Here is a 19,643-nt window from a genome sequence, read left to right as displayed (position 1 = left end):
CGGGTTCTTCGTAGTTACGGGCGACTGAGCCATCGGAGGTCATCGTCGTGAATTTCGCAGTGCTCCCGCCGGAGATCAACTCCTTGAGGATGTTTCTGGGTGCGGGTCCGGCGCCCATGCTCGAGGCCTCCGTGGCCTGGTCCGCACTCGCCGACGAGTTGGCATCATCGGCTGATTCTTTCGCCTCGGTCACCTCGAATCTGGCCGGCCAGGCCTGGCAGGGCCCGGCCGCCGAAGCGATGCTCTTGGCCGCGGCTTCCTACCGCAAGTTACTCGCCGAAGCAGCCGCCCGAGCCCACGCAACCTCGGGCCAAGCCAAGGCCGTGGCCGCCGCCTTCGAAGCGGCCAAGGCCGCCACCATTCACCCGCAGGTGATCACGGCCAACCACCAAGCCTTCGTACAACTGGTCCGCAGCAACTTCCTCGGCCTCAACGCCCCCGCAATCGCCGCGGCCGAAAGCCTCTACGAAGAGTTCTGGGCAGCCGACGTCAGCGCCCTGACCAGCTACCACGCCGCCGCATCCGCGGCAGCCGCGCAACTCACACCGTGGGCGGCCGGCCTGCAGGGACTGCCCAACATCGGCGTCGGCAATAAAGGCGCGTCTAACATCGGCAGCGGCAACACCGGCAGCGGCAACCTCGGCAACGGCAACCGCGGCAGCGCCAACGTGGGCGGCGGCAACCTCGGCAACGCCAACATCGGCAGCGGCAACATCGGCAGCGGCAACTTCGGCCTCGGCAACCTCGGCGTCGGAAACATCGGCCTCGGCAACACCAGCGGCGGCCCCAACACCGGCAACAACCTCGGCCTGGGCAACACCGGGAACAACAACATTGGACTCGGCAACAACGGAAACGGCAACCAGGGCGCCGGCAACACCGGCAACAACAACATCGGCTTCGGCCTGCAGGGTAGTAACTTGATCGGCCTCGGCAACGCGTACTACGACGCGAAAACCGCCCAATTCCACTTCGCCGGCCTGAATTCCGGCACCAACAACATCGGCTTCGGAAACTCCGGCACCGGCAACATCGGCTTCTTCAACTCGGGCGACGGCAACGTGGGCTTCTTCAATTCCGGCGCCAACCCCGTACCAGCCGACCTAGGCAAGATCCAAGGCCTCGGCATAGGGAACTCAGGAAACGCCAACATCGGCTTCGCCAGCTCCGGCACCGGGAACTTCGGCGTCGGCAACACCGGCCTGCTCAACACCGGTATCGGGAACTCGGGCAGCCTGAACACCGGTTTCGGCAACGCCGGCAGCCTGAATACCGGCATGGACAACTCAGGAGACTTCAACACGTTCGACGGAAATTCGGGCAACACGAACACCGGCTTCTGGAATTCCGGCACCGCCAACAGCGGCTCGGGATTCACCACCGACAGCGGTCTGCAACGCTCGGGCCTCAACAACACCGGTGTCAACGTCTCGGGCATCAACAACACGGTCCCCGCCGGCGCCGGCAACGGCAGTATGTCGGGCTTCTTCAACAAGGCCAGTGGGTCCGCGGCCAACGGCCAGATTTCCGGCTTCTTCAACACCGGCGTCCCCGACGCCGGCTTCCTCCCCGGCTTCAGCGGCTCACTCTCGGGTGCACTCAACACCGGCAGCGGCCTGCCCGGGTTCTTCAGCATTACCGCGCTGCTGCGCAACCTGAGCTGACGGTGGTGACTTCGCCGCCTCCGGGCGACTCGAGTCTGACCATTCGGGGATCCGGGATCTCCGGACCCATCTTCACCCTCGGCTCCGAGAACAGCTCAGCGAACCGACACTTGCGGCGGATCCTGCGACACGTCGGATTTGACGCTCATGAAGCTGCGGACGACGCCGGTCTTGTCACCACCCGATTTGGTCCTGGCAGTCAGCGGGAACAGCACGTCGCCGCTGTATCTCGCCTCCAGGTGATAGGGATCGAAGAAGCTGAGCTTGAGTTGGCTGGTGTCCGGCGGTCCCCAGGCGACGGTGCCGTCGACGACGTCCGAATCCCGGGCCCGCTGAGGGCAGTTGGGCGGCGCCAGCTGTGTGGACTTCGTGCAGGCCGACAAAGCCGCTGTGATCGCCGACGTCGTCGCCGACTGTCCTGCGTCGCTGAGTGAGAAGTCGAAGTCATTGAAGTAGCCGCCCGACGCCGAGAGCCCGTCGAGCAGATACGGTTTCTTCTGCTTGACCGCGAGGTTCGCATTGCTGCTCGACGCGTCGATGTAGCCGGGAAATACATATACCGGTGCGGTGCCCACGGGACTGCCGAAGAACAGCAACGTCTTCAGTGCGTCGTTCTCCACGGTGCCGAGCGGTTCGATCTTGGTCGCGGCATGTTCGAGCTTCCAGGACTTCCCCGACTTCTTCACCGACATCGTGACGTCGGAGGTGTTGTCGCCGAACTTCGCCAGCACGTGCACGCGGGCAAAACCCAGACTGTGCTCCGAGTCGTCGCTGAGAATCCTGACGGCGCTGATGGGCCAGCGCGCAATCTGCTTCTTGAGGATCTCGTCGGTCAGGAATTGGTCGGATCCCGGTTGATCGCTGCTGTAACTCAACGCGGCGACGGCGTCTCCCCGCGCCAGCGCATCCAGGTACCCCTTGACGGCATCGCCGGCCTTGCCCGATCCGCTGTCGCCGGTCGACGCTAAAGACACCACGAGCACCACCGCGAGTAGCACGGCCGCGACGGCGCACAGGGCGATGATGAGCGGCTTGCGGTTCGGCCGTCCGGGCGGACCCGGCGGACCGAACTGACCAGGCATCGGAGGCCCCGCCGGCCACGCGTGCTGGCCCGGCGGGAAACCCTGATTCGGCTGCGCAGGCCACCCGGGCGGGTTCGGCGCAGGGTGGGTGGGCAGCCAGGCGACCTGGGTCGCGCCGTCCGCGGGATTCGGCGGGTGTGCCCACGGGTACTGATCCGGCCTATCGGTCACAAACGACTCCTACCAGCAATAAAGTGCGCATCAATCCCCCCCGGGTGTGGACGGCGCCGCGATGAACCGCCGTTTCAGCTGGCTCCCAGCTTAAAACGCGCCCGCACGTAAAAACCGCGCGGAATTTCAGGCCCGCAGCTCACGCATGCTGGTTGGATACCGAGATCACTTCTCCGGTCAGATAACTCGAGTAATCACTGGCCAGGAAAGCGATCGTGGCGGCCACTTCCCACGGTTCGGCGGCGCGACCGAACGCCTCCTGCGCCTCCAACCGATCCAGCAGTTCGGCCGAGGTCGTCTTGTCCAGGAACTTGTGCCGCGCGAGGCTGGGCGACACCGCGTTGATCCGCACTCCGTACTCCGCGGCTTCGATTGCGCTGCAACGGGTTAACGCCATAACGCCGGCCTTCGCGGCGGCATAGTGAGACTGCGAATGCTGTGCCCGCCAGCCCAGCACGCTGGCGTTGTTGACGATCACACCTCCATGCGGCGCGTCGCGGAAGTACCGCAGGGCCGCGCGGGTGGCGCGGAACACCGAGGTCAGCGATACGTCCAGCACACGGTCCCACTCCTCGTCGGTCATGTCCGCCACCGGCGTCTGCCCTCCCAACCCGGCGTTGTTGACCAGCACGTCGAGTCGGCCGAACCGCGCCGTACAGGACGAGATCAGCGCGTCAACCTGCGCGGTCGACGTCACGTCGCACACCACGTGCTCTACCCGACCCAAGCCCAAAGCGGTTAATTCCGACGCGGTTTCACCAAGCCGGCGTTCATGATGGTCGGAGACCAGCACGTCCGCGCCTTCGGCCAGGGCGCGGCGCGCCGTGGCCGAGCCAATGCCGGTGCCCGCGGCGGCGGTCACCACGACCACCTTGCCATGCAGAAGACCGTGTCCGGCAATCTCTTTCGGCACTTCGGACAAGCTCACCCTTTAACCTCCCGCGGCAGACCGAGCACCCGCTCGGCGATGATGTTGCGCTGAATCTCGTTGGATCCGCCATAGATGGTGTCGGCGCGGGTGAACAGGTACAGCCGCTGCCATTCGTCGAATTCGCCGTCTTCCAACACCAACCCGGGTTTGCCGATCACGTCCATGGCCAGCTCGCCGAGCGAACGGTGCCAATTGGCCCACAACAACTTCGACACGTTGTCCTGTCCGGGTTGCTCTACGTCCATGGTGGCCAAGGCGTAGGACCGCATGGCGCGCAAGCCGGTCCATGCCCGGGTCAACCGCTCGCGGACGAACGGGTCGTCGGCCGCGCCCGTGCGCTGGGCCAGCTCGGCCAGGTTCGAAAGTTCACGGGCATAGACGATCTGCTGACCCAACGTCGAGACGCCGCGCTCGAACGTGAGGGTGCCCATGGCGACCCGCCACCCGTCACCGGGCTGGCCGACCACCATCGACGCATCGGTGCGGGCGTCGTCGAAGAACACCTCGTTGAATTCGGCGGTGCTGGTGATCTGGATGATCGGCCGCACCTGAACACCCGGCTGATCCAGCGGCACAAGGAGATACGACAACCCGGCGTGCCGCTTGGAACCCTTCTCGGTGCGAGCGACCACGAAGCACCACTGGGACAGATGCGCCAGCGACGTCCACACCTTCTGGCCGTTGATCACCCACTGGTCGCCGTCCAGTTCGGCGGTGGTCGAGACGTTGGCCAGGTCACTGCCGGCGCCGGGCTCGGAGTAGCCCTGGCACCACAGCTCGGTCACGTCGAGGATCCGGGGCAGGAAGCGTTGCTGCTGCTCCGGGGTTCCGTAGGCGATCAGCGTCGGCCCGAGCAACTCCTCGCCGAAGTGGTTGACCTTGTCCGGGGCGTCGGCGAGGGCGTATTCCTCGTAGAACGCCACGCGATGCGCGGTCGAAAGGCCGCGGCCGCCGTGCTCGACCGGCCAGCCCAGACAGGTCAGGCCCGCCTTCGCCAGGTGCTGGTTCCACGCCCGGCGTTCTTCGAAGGCTTCGTGTTCTCGGCCAGGCCCACCGAGACCCTTCAGCGCCGCGAATTCGCCGACCAGATTGTCGGCGAGCCACTGGCGGACCTCGGCCCGGAACTCTTCGACGTCCTGCATAAGCTGTAGGCTAACCTACCAAGCACTTGCTTTGTTAGCCTGGCTACGGCTTGAGGAGGAGCCGGGCAATCGAGCACCAGCCTGGCTATGGCCGGTTGAGGAGGAGCGTCCGCCATGTCCAGCGATCCCCGCACCATTCCCGCGGCGCTGGATCGCTTCGCGCTCGAACTGCCCAACCACGATGCGCTGATCACCGACGACCGCGTCTTCACCGCCGCTGGCCTGCGCGACGAGGTGCACCGGGCGGCGGCCGCGCTCATCGCGGTCGGCGTTCAGCCGAAGGACCGGGTGGCCATCTGGTCGCCGAACACCTGGCACTGGGTGGTGGCGTGCCTGGCCATCCATCACGCCGGCGCGGCGATGGTGCCGCTGAACACGCGCTACACCGCGGCTGAGGCGTCCGACATCATCGCGCGCACCGAGGCGCCGGTGCTGTTCGCAGCCGGAAAGTTCCTCGGCGCCGACCGGGCCGCGGATCTGGATCGCGACGCACTGCCCGCGCTGCGGCACATCGTGCGCATCCCGGTCGACGAAAACGACGGCACCTGGGACGCGTTCATTGGCCGGGGGACCGACCTCGCCGCGGTGGAAGCGCGCGCCGCCGCGGTCTCCCCCGACGATGTCAGCGACATCCTGTTCACCTCCGGCACCACCGGCCGCAGCAAAGGCGTGCTGTGCGCACACCGGCAGTCACTGGCCGCGTCGGCCTCCTGGGCCGCCAACGGCAAGATCACCAGCGCCGACCGCTACCTCTGCATCAATCCGTTCTTCCACAACTTCGGCTACAAGGCCGGCATCCTGGCCTGCTTGCAGACCGGCGCCACGCTGATCCCGCATTTGACCTTCGACCCGCTGCGTGCCCTGCAAGCCATCGAGCAACACCGCATCACCGTGTTGCCCGGGCCGCCCACGATCTACCAGACCCTGCTCGATCACCCGGCCCGTGGTGACTATGACCTCAGCTCGCTGCGGTTCGCAGTCACCGGCGCGGCCACCGTGCCCGTGGTGCTGGTGGAGCGCATGCAGTCCGAACTCGACATCGACATCGTGCTGACCGCCTACGGGCTCACCGAGGCCAACGGCATGGGCACGATGTGCCGGGCCGACGACGACGCGGTGACCGTGGCGACCACCTGCGGGCGCCCGTTCGCCGACTTCGAGTTGCGTATCGGCGACGCGGGAGAAGTGCTGCTGCGCGGGCCGAACGTCATGCTGGGCTATCTCGACGATCCCGCGGCCACGGCTGCTGCCATCGACACCGAGGGTTGGTTGCACACCGGTGACATCGGCGTCGTCGACGATGCCGGCAACCTGCGCATCACCGACCGGCTCAAAGACATGTACATCTGTGGCGGGTTCAACGTCTACCCCGCCGAAATCGAGCAGGTGCTGGCCCGGATGGACGGCATCGCCGACGCCGCGGTGATCGGCGTGCCCGATCCGCGCCTGGGCGAAGTGGGCCGGGCCTTCGTCGTGGCACGGCCCGGCGCCGACCTCGACGAGGCATCGGTAATCGCTTACACCCGTGAGCATTTGGCGAACTTCAAGGCACCACGTTCGGTGCGGTTCGTCGACGCGTTGCCGCGCAATGCCGGCGGCAAGGTGGTCAAACCACAACTGCGAGAGTTGGCCTGAATTGGATCTCATACTCGACGAAGAAACGCTGGCCTTCCAGGACGAGGTGCGCGAGTTCCTCGCGGCCCACCGGGACTCCATCCCGACGAAGTCCTACGACAATGCCGAAGGCTTTGCCCAGCATCGGGTTTGGGACAAGGTGCTGTTCGACGCGGGCCTGTCGGTGATCAACTGGCCCAAGAAGTACGGGGGGCGCGACGCGCCGCTGCTGCACTGGGTGGTCTACGAAGAGGAGTATTTCCGCGCCGGTGCGCCCGGCCGGGCCAGCGCGAATGGCACCTCGATGCTGGCGCCCACCCTGTTCGCGCACGGCACCGAAGAGCAGCTGGACCGGATTCTGCTCAAAATGGCCAGCGGTGACCAGATCTGGGCGCAAGCCTGGTCGGAGCCGGAGTCCGGTAGCGACCTGGCATCGCTGCGATCCACCGCCACCAAGACCGACGGTGGCTGGCTGCTCAACGGTCAGAAGATCTGGAGTTCGCGGGCGCCGTTCGCGGACATGGGATTCGGATTGTTCCGCTCTGACCCCACCGCCCAGCGCCACAACGGGCTCACCTACTTCATGTTCGACCTCAAAGCACAGGGCGTCACCGTGCGCCCGATCGTCCAGCTCGGCGGTGACACCGGTTTCGGCGAAATCTTCCTCGACGACGTCTTCGTGCCCGATGACGACGTCATCGGCACCCCCAACGACGGCTGGCGGGCGGCCATGAGCACCTCGAGCAATGAGCGTGGCATGTCGCTGCGTAGTCCGGGCCGATTCCTGGCCGCCGCCGATCGGTTGGTGCGGCTGTGGAAGGACAGCGGCTCACCTCCAGAGTTCGCCGACCGCGTAGCGGACGGCTGGATCAAGGCGCAGGCCTATCGGCTGCAGACCTTCGAGACCGTCACCCGGCTGGCAAGCGGCGGCGAGCTGGGTGCGGAATCCTCGGTCACCAAGGTGTTCTGGTCTGACTTGGACGTGGCGCTGCACCAGACCGCACTCGACCTCCGCGGCGCGGACGGCGAACTCGCGGGTCCCTGGACCGATGGCCTGCTGTTTGCGCTCGGCGGCCCGATCTATGCCGGCACCAACGAGATTCAGCGCAACATCATCTCCGAACGACTGCTCGGCCTGCCTCGAGAGAAGAAGGGGTAGAAACGCTGATGGACTTCGCACTGGACGCACAGCAGCGCGACTTCGCTGCCAGTATCGACGCCGCCTTGGCAGCCGCGGATCTACCGGCCGCCGTGCGCGCCTGGTCCGCCGGTGACACCGCGCCCGGGCTCAAAGTGTGGGAGCAGCTGGCCAACCTTGGCATCACCGCGCTGATCGTGCCGGAGCGCTACGACGGCATTGATGCCTCGCCGGTGGATCTGGTGGTCGCGATGGAACGCCTCGGGCACTGGTGCGTGCCCGGACCGGTCAGCGAATCCATCGCCGTGGCACCAATTCTGCTGGCCGAGGACGAGCGAAGCGCGGGTCTGGCCGCCGGTGAGCTGATCGTCACCGTCGCGCTACCCCCCGATGCTCCGCGCGCTGTCGACGCCGACACCGCCGGACTGGTGCTGCGGGCCGGACAGGGCAGTGTCACCGCGGGCACACGGGGTGACCGGCACGACTCGGTGGACCCCAGCCGCGGCCTGTACGACGTCACCCCGACAGGGGACGCCTGGTCGGCCGATACCGAAAAGGCCTACCGGTTCGGCACATTGGCCACAGCGGCGCAGTTGATTGGTGCGGCCGAGGCGCTGCTGGCCGGCAGCGTCGATTACGCCAAACAGCGGACCCAGTTCGGCCGGGTGATCGGCTCGTATCAGGCGATCAAGCACAAGCTCGCCGACGTCCACATCGCGATAGAACTGGCCCGGCCGCTGGTGTACGGCGCGGCGGTGACGCTGGAACCGCGCGACGTCAGCGCCGCCAAGGTCGCCGCCGGCGAGGCGGGGCTGCTCGCGGCGCGCTCGGCCCTGCAGACCCACGGCGCCATCGGCTTCACCCAGGAGCACGATCTGTCGCTGCTGCTGCTGCGGGTGCAGGCGCTGCGGTCCGCCTGGGGCACACCGGAATCGCACCGACGCCGAGTGCTGGAGGCGCTGTCATGACTACATCAGATGAACGGGAGATGCTGCGGGAAACCGTCGCGGCTCTGGTCGCCAAGCACGCGGGCCCGGCGGCGGTGCGCGCCGCCTTCGAATCCGAGCGCGGCTACGACGAGTCGCTGTGGCGGCTGTTGTGCGAGCAGGTAGGCGCGGCGGCCCTGGTCGTCCCGGAGCAGATGGGCGGGGCCGGCGGCGAACTGGCCGATGCCGCAACCGTTTTGCAGGAACTCGGCCGCGCGCTGGTGCCCTCCCCGCTGCTGGGCACCACGCTGGCCGAGCTGGCGTTGCTCGCCGGCGGTGAACCCGACACCGACACCCTGGCCGCGCTCGCCGAAGGCGACTCCATCGGCGCGTTGGTGCTGGACCCGGATTACGTGGTCAACGGCGACGTCGCCGACGTCGTGGTCGCCGCCACCGACGGTCAGCTCGCCCGGTGGACGAAGTTCAGCGCGCAGCCCCTCACCACCATGGATCCCACCCGCAAGCTTGCTCGGCTGCGGCCCGAGGAAACCAAGCCGCTGGGCGCGGACCCGGGTCTGGCCGACTTCGCGGCGATTCTGTTGGCCGCCGAGCAGATCGGCGCCGCGGAGCGCTGCCTTGATCTCACCGTCGAGTACACGAAGAGCCGGATCCAGTTCGGTCGCCCCATCGGAAGTTTCCAGGCGCTCAAGCATCGGATGGCCGACCTGTATGTCGCGGTCTCCGCGGCTCGTGCCGTCGTCAACGACGCCTGCACCGCACCGTCGCCGACCAGCGCCGCCACCGCGCGACTGGCGGCGACTGAAGCGTTCAACACCGTTGCGGCCGAGGGCATCCAACTGCACGGCGGCATCGCGATCACCTGGGAACACGACATGCATCTGTATTTCAAACGGGCACATGGCAGTACACAGCTGTTCGATTCGCCCCGAGAGCTACTGGACCGACTGGAATCCGAAGTACTCTCGACATCGTGAACCAGCATGTCGCGCTGCGCGCCGGCATCCCACCGTTCTATGTGATGGATGTGTGGCTGGCGGCGGCCGAGCGTCAGCGCACCCACGGTGATCTGGTCAATCTGTCCGCCGGGCAGCCGAGCGTCGGTGCCCCGGAACCGGTACGCGCCGCCGCCGCGGCGGCACTGCATCTCAATCAGCTGGGCTATACCGTGGCGCTGGGCATTCCGGAGCTGCGGGCCGCGATCGCCGCGGATTATCAGCGCCAGCACGGCATCTCGGTGGAGCCCGATGCGGTCGTGGTCACCACCGGTTCCTCCGGCGGCTTCCTGCTCGCATTCCTGGCGTGCTTCGACGTCGGCGACCGGGTGGCGATGGCCAGCCCCGGCTACCCGTGCTATCGAAACATCCTGTCAGCGTTGGGATGTGAGGTGGTGGAAATTCCCTGCGGGCCGCAGACCCGGTTCCAGCCCACCGCGCAGCTGCTCGCTGAACTCGATCCCCCGGTCAAAGGCGTCATCGTGGCCAGCCCGGCCAATCCCACCGGCACCGTCATACCGCCCGAAGAGCTTGCGGCGATTGCGCGCTGGTGTGACGACAACGAGGTGCGGCTGATCAGTGACGAGGTGTACCACGGCCTGGTCTACGACGGCGCGCCACAGACCAGCTGCGCGTGGCATACGTCGCGAAACGCGGTGATCGTCAACAGCTTCTCCAAGTACTTCGCGATGACCGGATGGCGGCTCGGCTGGTTGGTGGTGCCCACCGAGCTGCGCCGCGCGGTGGACTGCCTCACCGGCAATTTCACGATCTGTCCGCCGGTGCTGTCACAGATCGCCGCGGTATCGGCGTTCAGCCCCGAGTCGACAGCCGAGGCAGAGACTAATCTGCAGCACTATTCGGTCAACCGCTCGATGCTGCTGGACGGCCTGCGCCGAATCGGCGTCGACCGGCTGGCGCCAACCGACGGCGCGTTCTACGTCTACGCCGACGTCTCGGACTTCACCACCGACTCGTTGACGTTCTGCTCGAAGCTGCTGAGCGAAACCGGCGTGGCCATCGCCCCGGGCATCGATTTCGATCCGGCCCGGGGCAACTCCTACGTCCGGTTGTCGTTCGCCGGTCCGACGAGCGATATCGAAGCCGCGCTACACCGGATCGGCGCCTGGCTGCCGAGCCAGTAGCGCGTCCAGCCGGGTTTCGAGGCCGCCGGGGTCAGGCACGTCGATACCGAACCGGGTGCCCAAGACGTCCACCACCGTGGCCGCGTCGTCGAGCAAGATCTTCTCGGTGCCATCGGCGCGGTGGATGGTCAGGGTGCGGCCGGCCAGGTTCATCCGTGCGTCGTCGGTGACTGCGGCAACCATCAGGCCGGTCACGAAATGCGACGACGGGTGCGTCGACACGTACCAACTGCCAACGGTCAGATCAATCTGCGGCCGGGTCTGCGTGGTGAACTCATACAGCGACTGCCACTGTTCCCGAACCTGGGCTTGCAAGACCAACCCGTCGCGGCGATCTTCCAGCCGGAACGGCTCGTGCGTCGTCTGTTGCACCCCACCGATCGCCAGCCGTAACGGCGAGGTGGGCGTCTGGCCGCCGAAGCCGACGTCAACCAGGTAGGGCCCGTCGGAGCCGGGGAAGCTCACGGCGAGCAGAGTGTGCGTCTGAGCGGGAACCGGCGCATCCGGCGGGTTCATCCACACCACGCGCCCGCCCAGCCGTCGAACCTGAAAACCCAGCTCTGCCAACACATAGCCCATCAAGCCGTTCTGCTCGTAGCAGTAACCGCCACGGCGCCGGCGAACCAGCTTGTCGGTCAACGCATCCACGCTCAAATCGTCGACCGGCACCCCCAGGAAAGGATCGAGGTTCTCGAACGGAATGGTGCGGGTGTGGGCGGTCACCAGGGCCCGCAGCACCTCCAGGGTCGGATCGGTGGCACCCCCATATCCGACGCGGTCGAAGTACGCGTTCAAATCCAAAGCCATGTAGCCATTCTGGCCTGAACCGCGACTACGCAGGGTCAGGTTCGCTACTGTTGACCTCGCGAAATGTCCATCGCTGCGGAGGGGAAGCGCCAGCACATGCCCGAGGAGCCCGACGGCACGCCGGTAACAGGCGGCATCGCAGATGAACTCACCGCCGCCGGATTCGAGGATGCCCGGCAGGTCGGCCGCGGCGGCGCGGGTGTGATCTATCGCTGCTACGAGACGGCGCTGGGGCGAAATGTCGCGGTCAAGGTTTTGCCGTCCCACTTCGACGAGGAGAGCCGCGAGCGCTTCCTGCGTGAGGGCTACGCGATGGGCGGGCTATCCGGGCATCCGAACATCGTGCACATCCTGCGCGTGGGGATGACGGTCAGCAACCGCCCTTACATTGTGATGCCGTATCACGCCGCGGATTCCCTCGCGGTTCGACTGCGCCACGAGGGTCCGGTCCCATGGCCTGAGGCGCTGCGCATCGGGGTGAAGCTTTGCGGGGCACTGGAAACCGCTCACCGCAACGGCACCTTGCACCGGGATATCAAGCCGGCGAATGTGCTCATCAACGATTACGGTGAGCCGCAGTTGAGCGATTTCGGCATCGCCCACATCGAGGGTGGGTACGAGACGGCGACCGGGTTCTTCTCCGGCACGATCGACTACACCGCTCCGGAAGTGATGACCGGCAATCCGGCGACGGTGGCCGCGGACATCTACTCGCTGGGCGCCACGATTTACGCGCTGATCGCCGGCAATGCCGCGCATGAGCGTCGCAAAGGCGAAGACCTGATCGCGCAGTACCTGCGGATCAGTTCCACCGGTATCCCGGACATGCGGCCGGACGGGATTCCCGACGCGGTGTGTTCGGCAATCGAGCATGCGATGTCGGTCGACCCCGAGCAGCGGCCGGCTTCGGCGGAGGCGTTCGGTCGCGAGTTGCAGGCCGCGCAGCGCGCCAGCGGGTTGAAGCCCGACGCGATGGCCATCACCAGCGTGGGCGACAACACCGGGCGCACGTCGGTCGCAGCACCGGGCGTCTCGGGGAGTCCGCCCACGGGTACCGGCGTGACGCGGCAGATACCGCCATCGAGCCGGGACGAAGGGCCCACTTCCGCGATCAGCCGCTCGGTCCCACCGCCGGCAGCAGAGCCCGCTGTCGCGGAAAACCCTTCTGAAGCCGCGCGAATGCTGCGCAATGTGCACGGCACCCACACGCAGGCGCATGTTCCGCCGCCACCGGCGACGCCGCCGGCCCAGGGGGCCCAGGCGCCGAAGGCGCCGAACAAGAAGCTTCTGCTGATCGGGGCGGCGATCTTGGTGGTCCTGCTGCTGGTCGCCGGCGGTGTGTTCCTCGCAATGCCCGACGACAAGAAGAGCACCAGCGCCGGCAGCCAGTCGCGGACGCAGTCGCCGGTGGTGTGGAAACCGATCACCAACGCGCGCATCGCGCGCGACGCGGCGGCGACAACCCAGTCCGACGGCACCATCTGGATCTTCGGCGGTGTCGGAAGCGACGGCAACGTCACCGGACGGCACGAGGGATACGACCCGGCCATCGACGAATGGAAGGGCGGCGACGACCTTCCGGTTCCGGTTCAGCGCGCCATGGCGGTGACCTGGCAAGGCAACCCGGTGGTGCTCGGCGGCTGGAAAACCGTTGGCGCCAAACCTGTTGCCACGGACCAGGTTTGGCGGGTGGTCAACAGCCATTGGGTCGAGCTGCCACATCTGCTGCAACCCAGGGCTGCAGCGGCCGCGGCGGTGGTCGGCGACCGGATCATCGTCACCGGTGGCGTCGACGCCGGTGGCGCGCTGCTGAATACGACCGAGATTTTCGACGGCACTTCGTGGTCGCTCGGCGCTCCGCTGCCCACGCCACGGCAGCTACTCGCCGCGGCCACCAATGGCAAGTTGGTGTACGCGGTCGGCGGAGCCAGCGGAAGCACCGATTCGGCCGCCGTGGAGGCTTACGACCCGGACGCAAAGTCCTGGACGACGTTGCCGCCGTTGCCTAGGCCCCGCAGCGATCTCGGTGTGGCGATCGCCGACGGCCGTTTGGTGGCGGCCGGCGGTCTGTCCGGCGGTGAGGTCCTCAAGAGCGTGTCCGTGTTCGACCTGATGGCGAAAACCTGGGACGGGTTGCCGGACATGGCGACTGCACGGCACGGGATGGCCATGGCGGCAGTGGAGAAGACCGTGTACGCGATCGGCGGCGCCAGCGCGCCCGGCGACCAGCAGGTTATTTCATCGGCCGAAGCGCTGACTCTGCCGGCCCGCAAGACCCAGCCGGCCGCCCAGTGGCGCAGCCTGCCGGACGCGAAGAGTCCACGGCTGATGATGGCCTGGACGGTTCAGGGCGACAAGATCTGGCTGATCAGCGGGCTCTACAACGGATCGGTTCTGAGCACGGTCGAAAGCTATGACCCGCGCACCGGCGTCTGGGAAACCGGGCCACCGTTGCCCACTCCGCTGCACCACGCGGCGGCGGCCACGTACCGCAACGAGGTGGTCGTCCTCGGCGGCGCCAGCGACAACATCGCCGACGCCTCCAACAAGGTCTTCGCGTTGCGCGGCGGCAGCTGGGTTGAGTTGCCGAGCCTCACCCACCCGCGGGCCGCGCCGGCGGCCGCGGTGGTCGGTGACAAGCTCGTGGTCGTCGGTGGGCAGAACGCCAAGCAAGTGGTGCCCCAGACCGAGGTCTTCGACGGCAACTCGTGGAAGGACGCGGCGAACATGCCGACCCCGCGCGAGCACCTTGCGGCGGTCTCCGACGGCACCTACGTGTACACCGTCGGCGGCCGGTTCCTGTCGGCCGACAAGAATTCCGCGGCGTTCGAGCGCTACGACCCCCAAGCGGATGCTTGGACCAAGTTGGTCGACATGCCGACGCCACGCGGAAGCTACGGCGCCACGTTCATCGACGGCCGGGTGGTGGCGGTGGGTGGCGAAGAGCCGACGCAGGTGCTGGCGGTGGTGGAGGCATATGACATCGCCGACGGCAAATGGTCGACGCTGCCGCCGATGCCGACCGCGCGCCACGGCGAGGCGGTGGCGACGGTCGGTCACACGATCTACGTGATCGGTGGTGCAAATCGGCCGTCGCACGAGGGTGGTACTGCGACCGTCGAGGCACTGGACTTCATGTAGCACCACCGCGCGCTTGTTTTATTTTTGTGGAATATGGGGATCCGCTCCAGACGGCTACCGCACAGCAGCAAACCGTCTATCAATGGAGCTCACCATGAGTACCGGCAATATCGTCTTGATCGTGATCGCCGCCCTAGTCGTCATAGCGGTGATCGCCGCACTGATCGTCGTGTCGTCGAAGGCCAAGCGACGTCGGCAGATCCAGCAGGCCGAGGAGATCCGCGAGCAGGCCAGAGTGGAATCCGCCCGGGTCGAGCGCCGCGAGGCGCTGGCCGAGGAGACGGCCGCGCGGGCCCGTGCCGCCCAGGCGGAGGCGGAGGCCAAGGCCGCCGAAGCCAAGCGTCTGCAGGATCGGGCGGCGGCGCATCAGAGCGAGGCGGCGACGTCGCGAGAGCAGCTCGATGAGCAGTGGAAGCGGGCCGACACCATCGACCCCCACACCAGGCTCGAGAACGCCGAACAGTCCCAGACCCGAGACGAGGTCGTCACCCGCGAAGGTTCCTACGGCGACACCGACCACTACCGCGGCGCACGCACCTGACCGCGACTCTGGGCCGTCAGTCGAAGAAGAGCTCACCGAAGCTGTTCTTCGACTGACGGCCCGAAAGCTGTTGTACCACCCACTGATTCATCGAGACGCCTTGTTCGGTGGCTTCGATGGCGAGCCGGGTGTGTAACGCCCGCGACGTCCGGACGACGAAGGTGCCGCTGTAGTCACGCTCGGTCAGCGGCGGCGGCGCCTCACTCCCCTCCTCCCGGCAGGTCTCAAGGTGCTGTTCGACCGCCTGGGTCACCAGTGCGACGGCCTGTTGAGCCATCGGCGCTCGCTCGGTCAGAAACGGGAGCTCGAGGCACTTGGCCAGGTATTCATGGTATTCCGGACACCATTCGACGCGGAACGTGTAGCGGTTCACGCCGAACTGGGTAGCACGCGATCGCCGGAGTCACCAGTCACTACCGGCCGCGCCGCTGCCGGCTTGGTCACAACAGTCACATTGGCACCGGGAAACTTCGGCATGACTCCTTCACGAAGTCGATATCGCCGGTGATATCACCTTTCAGACGATGTCATGCCCCGGAAGACAGATGCAGAAGTGACGGGTGTGACCGGCCGAGGCCGCTAAACGTCAGCGACCGGGCCCCGGTCCCGTGCCGGGCTCCAGCGGGCCGACGGGATCCGTACCCACGTGACTACCGGTCTTCGGCCCGATGTCGGACACCTGCCACCGCTCCCCCGCCTTGTTGACGGTGACCTGCAACAGGATGAGCGACACCCGCGACTTCGGGTTCTGCAAGTTGCGTGTCGTCTGCGCGGCCGACACCACCACCTGATACACCTGCCCAGGCTGGACCACCGCGTCGGTGGCGAGCACTTCACCGGAGGACGTCACCTGCGCCTGCATCATGATGCCCTTGAGCAGTTCGGTGGCGTTGACGTACTTGTCCTTCAGCGTCTGGGACACACCGTCTTCGACCGAACGGAAGAAGGCGTCGGGGTCCTCGAAGGTGTAGGTCAGGGACTTCAGCGCATAGTCCCGGGCGAGCTTGGCGGCGGCATCGCGATCTGATTCGCTCTGGCGCAACGCAGCCAGCTCGCCGGACACGTGGCGATACTTGTCGAACCCGAACCACCCGGCCGCCACGATCGCGATGACAGCCAGTGCCACCAGCCAGGATCGCTTCCGGCGCAACCGATCCGGCGGGGTTTCGGCAGCCTCCTCGGTCTCCTCGGTGACCACGACCTCGTCGACCGTCTCCATCTCATCAAGCAACGTGTCACTCATCGGTGTCCCTCCGGAACGCTCACCTGCACACGAACTTCGCCTGCAGCACTGAAAGTCGACTCCCACACGTCGACGAAATGCCCTGCGTCGACCTTCAATCCGCGCAGTGGCGCGGTCGCCGGCTCCAGTGCCGCCGCGAAGGTGCTCAGCGGCCCGGACAGCATGTCGAGGTACCGCCTGAGGTTGGCTACCAAGGCGGGGACCGGGGCGCCGGGGGCGAACACCCCATCGCCGGCGCGGGCATACACGTCGACCTCGTGGGTCAGCCCGGCCAGCGCCGAGATCGAGCTCGGCAGCAACTTCCCGCTCCGGCTGAGCACTCCGCCGACGTCCTGGTCGCTGATGTTGCCGGTCAGCGTGGCAAGGTTGCCGAAGAGTGCGGCGAGCATCTGCTTGTTGTCGCGCTCGATCTTGGCGGCCCCGCCCGCAGTGGCGGCCAACGCGTCGATGGCGGCGTCGTTGCCGGAGAATACCTGCGACACGGTGCCGACGATATTGTTGACGTACGTCGGGTTGAGCACCGACAGCAGCGCATTGGCCTTGGTCAGCAGGTCGCTCACGGTGACCGCGGATGCCACCCGCTCGGCGGGAATCACGGTGCCGTCGCTGAAATAGGGCGGCGCGATGTGTTCCGGCTTGAAGTCGATGTACTGCTCGCCGACCAGCGACAGGTTTTGGATGCTGATCGCGCTGTCCGCGGGGATCGAATGCCCCGGGTCGAGGTCGATTGAGACCTTCAGTCCGCTTGCCGTGGTGCGGATTCCGGACACCTTGCCGACCCTGATGCCGCGCATCGTCACCTGCGACGTGGGCATCAACCCACCGGAATTGTCGAGCATCAGCGTGAGCCGGGTGGGTTGGGCAGTGGGTTCCACCTTGAGCACTCCGAACGTGAGATACCCCGCGCCCAGCAGCGTTGCCACAACGAGAATCGCCACGGTTACCCCGGCATTGAATTTCATGGCAGCATCCCCATCGTCCGCATCGCCGCAATCGCCTCGTCCGCGCGGGTTCCCGGATCGACCGACACGCTCACTCGCGGGCCACCGTTGCTATAGAACGGAATGAGCTTGTCGCGCATCAGTGCAACCATTTTGTCGGCCATCGCGGGCAGTGAGGTGTCGGCTGACGCGATGGTCTGGACGGTGGGCGTGATGTAGGACAGCATCTGCAGGAAGTCGGGGGTATTCGGTACCAACAACTCTCCGCCGTAACGGCCCAGATCCTGTGCGCACACTAGCAATTGGACGATGCTGGGCAGTACCGCCGACATCGCCCGCAGTCGCACCGGCCCTTCGTTGATCAGCCGGTCGAAGGCTCCGGTCTCGGCCAGCAACCCGTTGCTGACACGTTCTGTGCTGGCCAGGATCTCGTCGAGCTTGTCCTGGTTGGCCGCCAGGTCCCGCAGCATTCCGGCCAGCTTCTGACGCATCCGATCCAACTCGGCGGGATCCTTGGAGAAAGCTTTGTTGAAGTTGGCCACCGATTCTTCCAGCGTGTTCAATGACCCGCCGGTCACCAGGCTCGACACCGAGCGCAGGATGTCCTCGACATTGTCAGCCGGCACGGTATTGCGCAGCGGTATGGTGTCGCCGTCGTGCAGGTGGCTGGGCGCCGGGTTGTCCGCCGGCAACAGCGCAATGTAGATGTCGCCCAGCACCGTAGCCTGACGCAGCTCTGCGCGGGTGTTCTGCGGCAACTTGACGCTGTTGTTGACGTCGACGTACGCCACGGCCGTGCTGGCCACCAGCTGGACCCGGTCCAAGACACCCACCTGGACCCCGCCGAGGTCCACCTTGGCCCGCGCCGGCAGATTCAGCACACTGGAAAACTCGATCTTGATGGTGTACTTGCCGATTGGCACATAGGCACCCGGCACCGGCAGACGGGCCGGATCGAGCGAGCAGCCCGACAGGAGACACCCGCCCACCAACGAAATCGCTACCAGCCAGCGCCGAATCATGACGCGGCCCCCAGCAGCAGATCGGTCAGCCCGAGGGTGACCGCATCGTTGTTCGCACCGGGAGCGCAAGCCGCCTCCGCGCCCGGTACGTTGCGCTGGCGCAGCACGCCGCAAATAGTGCTGACCTGCGCCGGCGACATCGAAACCTGCGGCGGGATATATGTGACACGGTGCGACCCCCAGGCCGGCTGATATTGCGCGGCAAGCCAATTAGTGACCGGCGGCAAGGCGTTGATGAATCCGACGATCTGCGGGGTGTAGGCGGTGAGGACATCCCGCAGCCACGGGATCAGTTTGTCGCCGATGTTGTTGTACGCCCTGGGTCCGAACCGGTTCAGCGCATCTACCAGAAGTGGCAGCGAATGGGCGAGATGCGCCAGTGCGGAACCAAATCCGTTGGACAGGCCCTCGATCATCCGCAGGCTCTCGGGCAAGGTCTGCAACACCGTGGTGAAGGTGTCCCAGTGCGCCAATAGATCAGAAGTCAGGATCTCGCTGTTGGCCAGCAACTGACGGTATTCGGCGTCGGCATGGCTGGGGTCGCCCACCAGTGTCACCAGATCCCGCAGTGTCTGGTTGGTCTCTGGTCCAGTGCCCTCCAGTGAGCGGCTCAGCGCTGCCAGACTCTGGTTGATCGCCTGGGCGCCCGGGGCTTTCGCCGGATCCGGCCCGTCGCCCAGGATCGCGCCCGCGAGTTTGTCGACCGCAGAGAAGGTCTGGCTCACGCTGATCGGCGTCTTCGTCGATTCCAGCCTGATGCACTGCGCGCCGGAGAACTTGGGACCACCGGCGTAGGGCTTGGTGAGCTCGACGTGCCGGTCGGCGACAATCGACTGCGAATAGGTGAGGGCCCCGACATCCGCGGGCAACTCGAGGTCGCCGGGCACGGTGAAGTCGACCTGCACGTGATCGGGCTTGTTGGCGATCGCCGTCACCGAGCCCACATCGATGCCCAGCAGCTGCACCTTGTTTCCCGGGTAAAGCCCTACCGCGTCGCTGAATTCGGCACACAACTCCCGGGTGGCGGGTGTCATCACCTTGGCGCCGGTGACCGCGAGGGCGACCATTCCGGCAACCACGGCCAGCACCGTGGCACCGATCCAGGCGGATTTCTTCTTCATA

17 protein-coding genes are annotated in these 19,643 nt (G+C 66.3%); 8 read left to right on the top strand and 9 right to left on the bottom strand.

Annotation, left to right across the window (positions count from 1 at the left end; all coding sequences use genetic code 11):
- Positions 1-47 precede the first annotated feature (47 nt).
- Complete coding sequence (locus tag AWC08_RS10120; RefSeq protein WP_372511534.1) at positions 48-1,664, top strand: PPE family protein; 1,617 nt, start codon at positions 48-50, stop codon at positions 1,662-1,664.
- A 95-nt stretch (positions 1,665-1,759) separates the two neighbouring features.
- Here the strand turns inward: AWC08_RS10120 and AWC08_RS10115 are convergent, their stop codons facing one another.
- The 3 genes from AWC08_RS10115 to ipdE1 form a co-directional block, all read right to left on the bottom strand.
- The gene (locus AWC08_RS10115; protein WP_065132106.1) at positions 1,760-2,917 is read right to left on the bottom strand and encodes a DUF4878 domain-containing protein; all 1,158 of its coding nucleotides are present in this window, start codon (positions 2,915-2,917) and stop codon (positions 1,760-1,762) included.
- A 139-nt stretch (positions 2,918-3,056) separates the two neighbouring features.
- On the bottom strand, positions 3,057-3,845 hold the full coding sequence (gene ipdF / locus AWC08_RS10110) for a (5R,7aS)-5-hydroxy-7a-methyl-1-oxo-2,3,5,6,7,7a-hexahydro-1H-indene-carboxyl-CoA reductase (protein WP_065132105.1): 789 nt from the start codon (positions 3,843-3,845) through the stop codon (positions 3,057-3,059).
- Positions 3,842-4,990, bottom strand: coding sequence for an acyl-CoA dehydrogenase IpdE1 (gene ipdE1, locus AWC08_RS10105; RefSeq protein WP_065132104.1), 1,149 nt, complete (start codon positions 4,988-4,990; stop codon positions 3,842-3,844). Before ipdE1 ends, ipdF begins: the two co-directional genes overlap by 4 nt.
- A gap of 114 nt (positions 4,991-5,104) precedes the next feature.
- Between ipdE1 and fadD3 the strand changes: the two genes are divergently transcribed.
- The 5 genes from fadD3 to AWC08_RS10080 are packed head-to-tail and all read left to right on the top strand — an operon-like array spanning position 5,105 to position 10,826.
- Positions 5,105-6,625: a 3-((3aS,4S,7aS)-7a-methyl-1,5-dioxo-octahydro-1H-inden-4-yl)propanoate--CoA ligase FadD3 gene (gene fadD3, locus AWC08_RS10100; protein WP_065132103.1), complete on the top strand. Its 1,521-nt coding sequence runs from the start codon at positions 5,105-5,107 to the stop codon at positions 6,623-6,625.
- A 1-nt stretch (position 6,626) separates the two neighbouring features.
- Complete coding sequence (locus AWC08_RS10095; RefSeq protein ID WP_069434600.1) at positions 6,627-7,763, top strand: acyl-CoA dehydrogenase family protein; 1,137 nt, start codon at positions 6,627-6,629, stop codon at positions 7,761-7,763.
- An 8-nt stretch (positions 7,764-7,771) separates the two neighbouring features.
- Positions 7,772-8,710: an acyl-CoA dehydrogenase family protein gene (locus AWC08_RS10090; protein WP_085087741.1), complete on the top strand. Its 939-nt coding sequence runs from the start codon at positions 7,772-7,774 to the stop codon at positions 8,708-8,710.
- Positions 8,707-9,663 (top strand): acyl-CoA dehydrogenase IpdE2, encoded by a 957-nt coding sequence (ipdE2, locus tag AWC08_RS10085; protein WP_069434355.1) that lies wholly within the window; start codon positions 8,707-8,709, stop codon positions 9,661-9,663. Before AWC08_RS10090 ends, ipdE2 begins: the two co-directional genes overlap by 4 nt.
- Positions 9,660-10,826: a pyridoxal phosphate-dependent aminotransferase gene (locus AWC08_RS10080; protein WP_142283502.1), complete on the top strand. Its 1,167-nt coding sequence runs from the start codon at positions 9,660-9,662 to the stop codon at positions 10,824-10,826. Before ipdE2 ends, AWC08_RS10080 begins: the two co-directional genes overlap by 4 nt.
- Here the strand turns inward: AWC08_RS10080 and AWC08_RS10075 are convergent.
- Positions 10,791-11,633 (bottom strand): arylamine N-acetyltransferase family protein, encoded by an 843-nt coding sequence (locus tag AWC08_RS10075; protein ID WP_069434356.1) that lies wholly within the window; start codon positions 11,631-11,633, stop codon positions 10,791-10,793. The genes AWC08_RS10080 and AWC08_RS10075 overlap by 36 nt on opposite strands.
- A gap of 96 nt (positions 11,634-11,729) precedes the next feature.
- On the opposite strand from AWC08_RS10075, the gene AWC08_RS10070 reads away from it, so the two are divergent.
- Positions 11,730-14,774 carry a serine/threonine-protein kinase gene (locus AWC08_RS10070; protein WP_069434366.1) on the top strand — a complete coding sequence of 1,015 codons (3,045 nt, stop codon included), beginning with the start codon at positions 11,730-11,732 and terminating at the stop codon, positions 14,772-14,774.
- Positions 14,775-14,868: 94 nt separating this feature from the next.
- Positions 14,869-15,315 carry a hypothetical protein gene (locus tag AWC08_RS10065; RefSeq protein ID WP_069434367.1) on the top strand — a complete coding sequence of 149 codons (447 nt, stop codon included), beginning with the start codon at positions 14,869-14,871 and terminating at the stop codon, positions 15,313-15,315.
- A gap of 16 nt (positions 15,316-15,331) precedes the next feature.
- On the opposite strand, the gene AWC08_RS10060 is transcribed toward AWC08_RS10065, so the two are convergent.
- The 5 genes from AWC08_RS10060 to AWC08_RS10040 form a co-directional block, all read right to left on the bottom strand.
- Entirely contained in the window at positions 15,332-15,688 is a 357-nt protein-coding gene (locus AWC08_RS10060; RefSeq protein ID WP_069434357.1) for a type II toxin-antitoxin system HicB family antitoxin, read from the bottom strand.
- Positions 15,689-15,901: 213 nt separating this feature from the next.
- Positions 15,902-16,558, bottom strand: coding sequence for a hypothetical protein (locus tag AWC08_RS10055; RefSeq protein WP_232007981.1), 657 nt, complete (start codon positions 16,556-16,558; stop codon positions 15,902-15,904).
- A complete protein-coding gene (locus tag AWC08_RS10050; RefSeq protein WP_069434358.1) occupies positions 16,555-17,520 on the bottom strand; it encodes an MlaD family protein in 966 nt (321 codons plus the stop codon). The genes AWC08_RS10055 and AWC08_RS10050 overlap by 4 nt, the downstream gene beginning before the upstream one ends.
- Positions 17,517-18,521, bottom strand: coding sequence for an MlaD family protein (locus AWC08_RS10045; protein WP_065132096.1), 1,005 nt, complete (start codon positions 18,519-18,521; stop codon positions 17,517-17,519). The genes AWC08_RS10050 and AWC08_RS10045 overlap by 4 nt, the downstream gene beginning before the upstream one ends.
- Positions 18,518-19,642: an MlaD family protein gene (locus AWC08_RS10040; RefSeq protein ID WP_069434359.1), complete on the bottom strand. Its 1,125-nt coding sequence runs from the start codon at positions 19,640-19,642 to the stop codon at positions 18,518-18,520. Before AWC08_RS10040 ends, AWC08_RS10045 begins: the two co-directional genes overlap by 4 nt.
- Position 19,643 lies beyond the last annotated feature (1 nt).

The organism is Mycobacterium gordonae (assembly GCF_002101675.1).
Classification (GTDB): Bacteria; Actinomycetota; Actinomycetes; order Mycobacteriales; family Mycobacteriaceae; genus Mycobacterium; species Mycobacterium gordonae.
Note: the sequence above shows the minus strand (reverse complement) of the source record. Positions and strands in the feature narration are given on the sequence as shown.